This window comes from Streptomyces sp. NPDC057271 (assembly GCF_042668715.1).
Lineage (GTDB): Bacteria > Actinomycetota > Actinomycetes > Streptomycetales > Streptomycetaceae > Streptomyces.
On sequence record NZ_JBHUYJ010000089.1, the window covers coordinates 1 to 7,409 of the forward strand.

4 protein-coding genes, 1 tRNA gene and 1 pseudogene are annotated in these 7,409 nt (G+C 71.4%); 2 read left to right on the plus strand and 4 right to left on the minus strand.

Translation table 11 applies throughout. From position 1 onward, the window contains the following. Nucleotides 1–232 precede the first annotated feature (232 nt). Nucleotides 233–977, plus strand: a pseudogene (locus tag ACFUJR_RS30040) (tyrosine-type recombinase/integrase); the annotation flags it as partial. A gap of 244 nt (nucleotides 978–1,221) precedes the next feature. On the opposite strand, the gene ACFUJR_RS30045 reads toward ACFUJR_RS30040, so the two are convergent. The 4 genes from ACFUJR_RS30045 to ACFUJR_RS30060 all read right to left on the minus strand — a co-directional run bounded on the left by ACFUJR_RS30045 (nucleotide 1,222) and on the right by ACFUJR_RS30060 (nucleotide 6,941). Beyond that, nucleotides 1,222–2,628, minus strand: coding sequence for a Cys-Gln thioester bond-forming surface protein (locus tag ACFUJR_RS30045; RefSeq protein ID WP_383180603.1), 1,407 nt, complete (start codon nucleotides 2,626–2,628; stop codon nucleotides 1,222–1,224). Between the two features lie 276 nt (nucleotides 2,629–2,904). After that, complete coding sequence (locus ACFUJR_RS30050; RefSeq protein ID WP_383180606.1) at nucleotides 2,905–3,384, minus strand: single-stranded DNA-binding protein; 480 nt, start codon at nucleotides 3,382–3,384, stop codon at nucleotides 2,905–2,907. A gap of 143 nt (nucleotides 3,385–3,527) precedes the next feature. After that, the gene (locus ACFUJR_RS30055; protein ID WP_383180610.1) at nucleotides 3,528–5,327 is read right to left on the minus strand and encodes a GTPase; all 1,800 of its coding nucleotides are present in this window, start codon (nucleotides 5,325–5,327) and stop codon (nucleotides 3,528–3,530) included. A gap of 6 nt (nucleotides 5,328–5,333) precedes the next feature. Further along, nucleotides 5,334–6,941 (minus strand): dynamin family protein, encoded by a 1,608-nt coding sequence (locus ACFUJR_RS30060; protein WP_383180613.1) that lies wholly within the window; start codon nucleotides 6,939–6,941, stop codon nucleotides 5,334–5,336. Nucleotides 6,942–7,243: 302 nt separating this feature from the next. Between ACFUJR_RS30060 and ACFUJR_RS30065 the strand changes: the two genes are divergently transcribed. Then, a tRNA-Arg gene (locus ACFUJR_RS30065) sits at nucleotides 7,244–7,316 on the plus strand. Nucleotides 7,317–7,409 lie beyond the last annotated feature (93 nt).

A 7,409-nucleotide genomic window follows, 5' to 3' on the forward strand; every position in this document is an offset into this window, starting at 1 on the left:
GACAGGGCGGCGGCCCCGCCGTAAAGGCGGCGCGCACCCGCGCCGTGCGCGGGCTTGATGAACGTAGGGAAACTTCCACCGCACCAGGCTCATGGCGCGGCGGACTCCTCCGTGTCGCTATGCGGCAACGCCCTTTGGCTGCTGCCCGTGTTCGAGGTAGATCGGTGCCGCACCTGATGATCGGGCCTCAACAGCGGCAAGGATCCGTCGAGCCAAGCGCGGAATCGTCCGCCGTGCCCGATCGGTCAAGGCACCTCGCCCCGTCCCGACACGCGTCCATCCTTGGTCCGCTGAGCAGGTGTTCGGTGTGCGGGCTGGCCTGTCCGAGCGGTACCGCGCCATGGTCGATGTCGGCGCCGGGTGCGGGCTGCGACAGGGCGAGATCTTCGGCCTGACCGTCGCCAACATCGGGGACCTCGGCTGGCTCTACGTCCGCCAGCAGGTCAAGAAGGTGCGCGGCGCGCTCGTCTTCGCCCCACCCAAGCGGGGCAAGCTCCGTGACGTCCCCCTCGACCCCGAGGTGTCGACCGCGCTGAGCGAGCACATGAAGCAGTTCCCGCCCGTCGAGGTGACCTTGCCGTGGCTCAGGCCGGACGGCCCGAAGGTGACACACCGGCTCGTCTTCACGAGCGGCGTCGACTCCGCTATCTGGAGCCAGGGGTTCAACGACCAGTCCTGGAAGCCCGCGCTGGCATCCGCCGGCATCATCCCGACCCCCAAGAAGGGCCAGCGGTACGCGGCAGCCCGCGAACACGGCATGCACGCTGCGCCACTTCTATGCCTCAGTCCTCCTGGACGCCGGAGAGAACATCAAGGCCCTGAGTCTCTACCTCGGCCACAGCGACCCGGGGTTCACGCTCCGCGTCCACACGCACCTCATGCCGTCCAGCGAGACCCGGACCCGGAAAGCCATCTCCGCGATGTACCGGGCCGCCGGTCACGCTCACGACGGCCCAGAGACGGCCCAGGCTGCCTGAGACGGCCCCTCATCGGCGGGAAACCTGCTGGTGAGGGGCTGTTTTGTGCCCTGCGCCGGAGAGATACACCCCATCTTGCCTGACCGCCACCCCTCGATGGAAACCAGTACCGCGCGGAACCCGTGACCTGCGGATTCCCCGGCGTCCGGGGTGACCGGGTCGTCACTTTCGGTGGACGCACGACGGCCCCGGTGCGCTGATCGCGCACCGGGGCCGGTGGTACTGCCGGTGTACTACCGGGCTCTTACTGGCCGGCCGTCTTCTTCTTGCGGAGGAAGAAGACCGCGCCGCCGCCGAGAACCACGAGGAGCGCGGCGATGCCGGCGATCACCGGGGTGGCGTTGGAGCTACCGGTCTCGGCGAGGTCGCCGCCGCCGGTGGTGGAGCCGGTGGTGGAGCCGCCGGCCGTGCCCTCGGTGGGCGGGGTGGTGACGGACGGCTCGGTCGACGGGGTCTCCGACGGGAGCGGGCCCGGGGTGGCCGTCTTGCAGTCGAGAACGCCCTTGAAGTTCTTCTCGAAGCCGTTCGGGCCGGTGATCGTGAAGTCGTAGGCCTCGTCCTCGGCGATCGGGACCAGCACCGTCTTGGACTGGCCGCCGGCGATGGTCACCGTCTGGCCCTTCACCTCGAAGGTGAAGTCCTCGTCACCCTCGTTGGACGCCGTGACGTCCAGGCCGCCCTTGGCGCAGTTCTTCTCGACCGTGACGGCCGGGATCGCGCCCTTCTTCGCCCAGGTGGCGGTGGCCTTCGCGGTGACGCTGGACTTGCTGGTGCCCGCGAGGATCAGGGTCTGGCTCTTGACCTTGGTGGAGACGAACGCGCGGCCGATCGGGACCGTCGTGTCGGCCTGGACCGTCAGCTCGGCGGCACCGTCGGGCGTGCCGGCCGGAACGTCGAAGAAGACCTGGCTGCCCTTGGCGACGTCGGTGACGACCTTGCCGTCCTTGTCGACCAGCTTCACGCCCGCGGGCGCACCCGGGGCGAGGGAGACGGCAGCCGTGGCGGAGTTGGTGTCGACCGTGATCGGACCGAGGCGCTCGCCCGACTTACCGGCGACCGAGGCCGGGGAGACGCTGAGGGAGGCCTTGGGCTCCTCCAGGTTCACCGCCTCCTTCTCCAGGTACTCGGTGAGCTTCTTCGCGTCCTTGTCGACCGGCTCGGCCTCGACCTTGTCGGAGAAGTGCCAGATCGCCGCCTGGGTGGCGGCCGCGGCCGTCTCCTTGGTCAGGTTCTTGGCGCCGACCTTCTTGGCGAGCTCGTCGAGCTTGTCGACCTGCGGGTACGAGTTCTGCAGGATCCAGCGGATCTTGCCGGCGTTCTCGTTGTTGTGCAGGGAGGACTGGTCCCAGCCGACCTCCTTGTACTCCTGGCCCGTCTTGGCGCCGGTGTACAGGTCGATGCAGTAGGTCTGCAGCACGCCGCCGGGCGTCACCTGCATCTCGAACAGGCCGGCAGAGACCTTGCCCTGGCCCTTGATCTTGACCGTGTCGAAGACGGTGAGCTTGCCCAGCGTGGCGGTCGCGCCACCGGTGCCGTCACCCTCGTCGGCCAGCGCCGGTCCCGCAACGGCTATCGCACCCGCGGCGACGAGGCCAGAGACCACGGTCGCGGCGGCAAGGCGGGCAGCGCCACGCCTCCGAACTGAAAACATGAATTTCCCCTCCGGGCGAGCAGCTCCGTGCCGTAGGTCAGACGTGACACGTGGGGGGAGCGCATCGCCAGCAGATTCACAGACCCGGTTGACTCAACTGTCGACTCAAGTGATGACTCAAGTCCCGTATGAGTACCCGCGCATCCTATGGACGGGGAAGAGCCTGATGCCCACCCATACAGTCTGATAACCATTCCGTCTCGGAATCGTTATCAGAGGTGTCCGCTCAGCGGAGGATCGATGGCCATGGAGTCGACAAATCCACACAAGTCCAGGTCAGGCCACGGGTTCCAGAGCCTTCGGGACGTCCGCCACCTCCCACGGGTCCCGTTCAACACCCCCCTCTCCCCCGTTCCCCTGACGTTCCGTCGCGCGCGACTCGCCCTTCACCACCCGGCGGAAGGCCGCCGTACCCCGTGTCAGATCGTGCCCCACGGCCAGCGCGTCCACGTCTACGAACGTCCTGCGGCGGCCCTCCTGCCGGCCATCCCCCTCCTCCTCCTCACGCACCCGCAACCTGCCATGCACCACCAGGGGTTCGCCCACCGAGACCGACGCGGCGAGGTTGGCGCCGAGCGCCCGCCACGCGAACACCGTGTAGAAGCTGGTGTGTCCGTCCGACCAGGCCCCCCGCTCCCGGTCCCAGCGGCGCGCCGTCACCGCGAACCGGAACCGGGCCACCCCGCCGGTCGCCGTCTCCCGGTACTCCACGCTCGTCGCCACGTTCCCGACCAGCGTCACCGTCGTGTCGTTCATGTCCCGCCCCTCCCCATTCCGAAGCGCGTTCGGTGCGCCTCGGCCGGTCCCATGCTGGACCGGCCGACGGAACCCCGCTCCGGCCTGTGGACGGGCGTCGGGCTGGGGAGAACTCAGTCACCCGCAGGGGTGAACCCGCACCCTCACCGCAGCCGGGCGCCCGCCCTCGTACCGCCCCATCGCGCACCGCCGCCGCCCAGCCGCGTCACCCGTGCCCCCGCACGCGTCCCCGACACCGTCACGAACTGGTCGCGCACCTCCCGGTAGCGCATCAGCTCGGCCGAGATCGGGTCCAGGACCCGCGCCCGTCCGCACGCGGCCGCCGCCTCGCGCAGCTTCCGTTCGGCCTCCTGCCCGTACCTCCGGGCCGGCCCCTTCACGGCCGCCGCGCACGCCCACTCGACCAGCGGACCACCGACGATGCCGCCGAGCATGATGAGAACGGGAGGCAGCAGCCCCGGCTCCACGACGCCGACGATCTGGCCGACCAGCCACAGCGCGCCGAAGACCTGCAGCAGCGTCATCAGGACCTGCGCCAGGACGGCCGCGGGCCACCAGGCGGGCCGGGGCGGGCGCGCCGCGGGATCGCCGATGGACGCGGTGAGTTCGTCGAGTGCCTCGGGAAGCCCGTCGGCTCCCCGGGCGGCCGCCTCGCGCACGGCCTGCGCCCAGGGCGCCGGGAGCCCGCGCGTGGCGTCGTCGGCCAGGACCCGTACGGCCTGTTCCACCCGCTGCCGCGCCGTGAGTTCGTCCTCCAGCGGTGTCTGGAGGCGCGGGTCGGTGGAGCCGTGCGCGCGCACCCGCTCGTACCAGCGGTAGAGCCGCAGCCAGGGCGTGCCGCAGGCGCGGATGGCGCTCCGGCGCCAGACGCGTTCGGCGGCCTCGCCCGCCGCCGTGGCGCCGACGGCGACGGCGAGGCGGGCCGTGAAGTCCTCCCGTGCCCGCTCCCCCAGACCGGTCTGTCCGTCGGAGACGTACGCGGGGCGGAGCCGGGCGGCGGCGGCGTCGACGTCGGCCGAGAGCCGGAGCGCGGGCGCGGTCCGCTCCGTGACGAACCGGCCGAGCAGTTCACGCAGTTCCCCCACGCCGTCCCCGGTGAGCGCGGAGAGGGCTAGGACGGTGGCGCCGGGTTCGCCGTGTTCGCCGAGGGCCATGCCGTCCTCGTCCAGGAGACGGCGCAGGTCGTCCAGGACGAGGTCGGCTGCCTCGCCGCCCAGCCGGTCGATCTGGTTGAGGACGACGAAGGTGACCTCGGCGTGGCCCGCGAGCGGGCGCAGATAGCGCTCGTGCAGCACCGCGTCGGCGTACTTCTCCGGATCCACGACCCAGATCACGGCGTCGACCAGGCCGAGGACCCGGTCGACCTGGTCGCGGTGGGTGGTGACGGCGGAGTCGTGGTCGGGCAGGTCGATCAGGACGAGGCCCTGCAGGTCCTCGTCGGCGGCCCCGCCCGCGAGGGGACGGCGCCGGAGCCGGCCGGGGACGGCGAGCCGGTCGAGGAGTCCGGCCGAGCCCTCGGACCAGCTCAGCGCGATGGGCGCCGAGGTGGTGGGGCGGCGCAGGCCGGTCTCGGAGACGGGCACGCCCGCGAGGGCGTTGAAGAGTGTCGACTTGCCGCTGCCGGTGGGTCCGGCGATCGCCACGACGGTGTGGCGGGCGGAGAGCCGCTGTCGTGCCGCGGCCTCGTCGAGTACGCGTCCGGCCTCGGCGAGTGTCTCGTTGGCCAGTCGCGTACGGGAGAGGCCGACGAGTTCGTGCAGGGCGTCGAGCCGGGTGCGCAGGGAGCCGCCGTACTGTCCGCCCAGTGGCGGGAGGTTGCCCTCCGCCTCCTCGGCGGGGGCTTCTTCGGCTTCCTGGTCCCGTTCACGCTCACTCGCCCGCCGTGCGATCAGGCCGTCGTCCCAGCGGTCGTCCGCGCGGTCGTCCACCGTGCTGCTGCTCACCGGTCCTCACTTCTCCTTCTGCAGTACGGAGAGCGCGGCGATCAGCTCCGCCTGCGGCTCGGGGGTCACGTCGAGGGCGTCGAGGGGTGCGAGGCGCCGGTCGCGTTCGGCGTGCAGGGCGCGGTCGAGATACGTCATGACCAGCGCGCCGCCCGTGTCGCGCAGGCGCAGGGCTGCCTGGGCGCCGAGGAGTTCGGCCAGCCGTTCGCCGGCGCCGCGGGTACGGCGGCCGCCGAGGAGGACTGCGGCGAGGAGGGCGGCGACGGTGTCGGCCTCGGGCGCGGCGGTACGGGCGGTCCCGGGCCGCTCCGTGCTGCGGAGTTCGTCCTCGGCCAGCTCTTCGAGTTCGCGGCGCCAGCGCCGTACCGTCATCTCGATCCGCTCGGCCGCCTCCCGGTCGGGGGCGGCCCGTGCGGCATCCAGGGCGGACGCGGCCGGTTCCCGGCGCCAGGCGTCCCGCACGCGCTCGTCCGCTGCGGCGGCCGCGCACTGCAGCAGTGCGGCGAGCGATTCGACGAGGGTGTCGAGGAGTTCGCCGGCGGTGCTGTCGCGGGGGTAGCCGCGCCAGCGGGTGCGGGCGTCGCCCGCCAGTACGGCGCCGCGACGGACCTGTTCCCGGACGCGCTCGCCCTGCTCCTCGTACGCGGCCTGGACGGCGCCGCCGAGCCGGACGGCGGCGGCGTACTGGGCGGCGACCGCGGCGGCGAGTTCGGGCATGCGGCTGTCGAGGGAGTCGATGACACCGGACGCGGTACGGCCGATGACCTGCTGGCGCGCGGCGGGGTCCTGGGCGCTGTGGGCGAGCCAGGCGCGGAGCGGGGCGACGGCGCTGTCGGGCAGCAGTCCACTGCCGACACCCGCGGACTCGGGCAGCTCGGGGATGGTGAACCGCGGTACGTCCCTGAGTCCCGCCTTGTCGAGCAGGGCCTCGTACTGGCGTGAGACCTCGCCGAGGATCTGGTGCGGCACCCGGTCGAGGACGGTGACGAGCGTGACGTCGTACTCCTTGGCGGTACGGAGCAGGTGCCAGGGGATGGCGTCGGCGTACCGCGAGGCGGTCGTGACCATGACCCAGATGTCGGCGGCGCAGATCAACTCGGAGGCGAGCAGCCGGTTCTCGACGACGAGGGAGTCGATGTCGGGGGCGTCGAGGAGGGCGAGACCGGGTGCGAGGGCGGAGGACGTCTCGACGCGGAGCGCGTTCTCCTCGGGGGGCTCGTCGCCCTGGCTGTCGTCGTCCTGCTGGGGCAGCCAGACGCGGGTGAGCTGGGGCAGGACGCGCATCCCGGCGAACCAGTGGTGGTCGTCGGGGTGACAGACGAGAACGGGCGTACGGGTGGTGGGCCGGAGCACTCCGGCCTCACTGACGCGCCGCCCCACAAGGGAGTTGACGAGGGTGGACTTCCCGGCCCCGGTGGATCCGCCGACGACGGCGAGGAGGGGGGCGTCGGGGTCCTTCAGCCGGGGCACCAGATAGTCGTCGAGCTGCGCGAGCAGCTCGGCCCTGGTCTGGCGGGCGCGTGGAGCGCCGGTGAGGGGGAGTGGGAGACGCACGGCGGCGACACAGTCGCGCAGGGCGGAGAGTGCGTCGATCAGCTGAGGCCGTTCGTCCAAGGTCACCACATGCGAAGAATGCCCAATTTTGGAGCCTTTTTGAAGCGTATAAGGGCCCTGCGCGCCGACCGAACAGCTGACGACAGGCCGCTCAGGCATAACGAGTACACAACACCCGGCCCGAGTGGCGTGAAAAACACTGCGCGAATCGCACCTGCCTGCGATTATCGTTCCGCTTCACCGAACCTCCACATCGTGCCACGCAGGTGAAGCAACCGGGCCAAGGCGATCGGAGCCCTATCCTTGACCCGGCAGGCCACGCCCCACCCACCAGGGGCTCCCGGCCACCGGTCCACCACCCGGCCCCCGTAGCTCAGTGGATAGAGCAGGTGCCTTCTAAGCACTTGGCCGCAGGTTCGAGTCCTGCCGGGGGCGCATAGGCGAAGACCCTCCTTCGGGAGGGTCTTCTTGCTGGTCGTGGCCGGTTCTCGGTGGGTGGTGCGGGGGCCGGGCAGGGGGCCGCACACG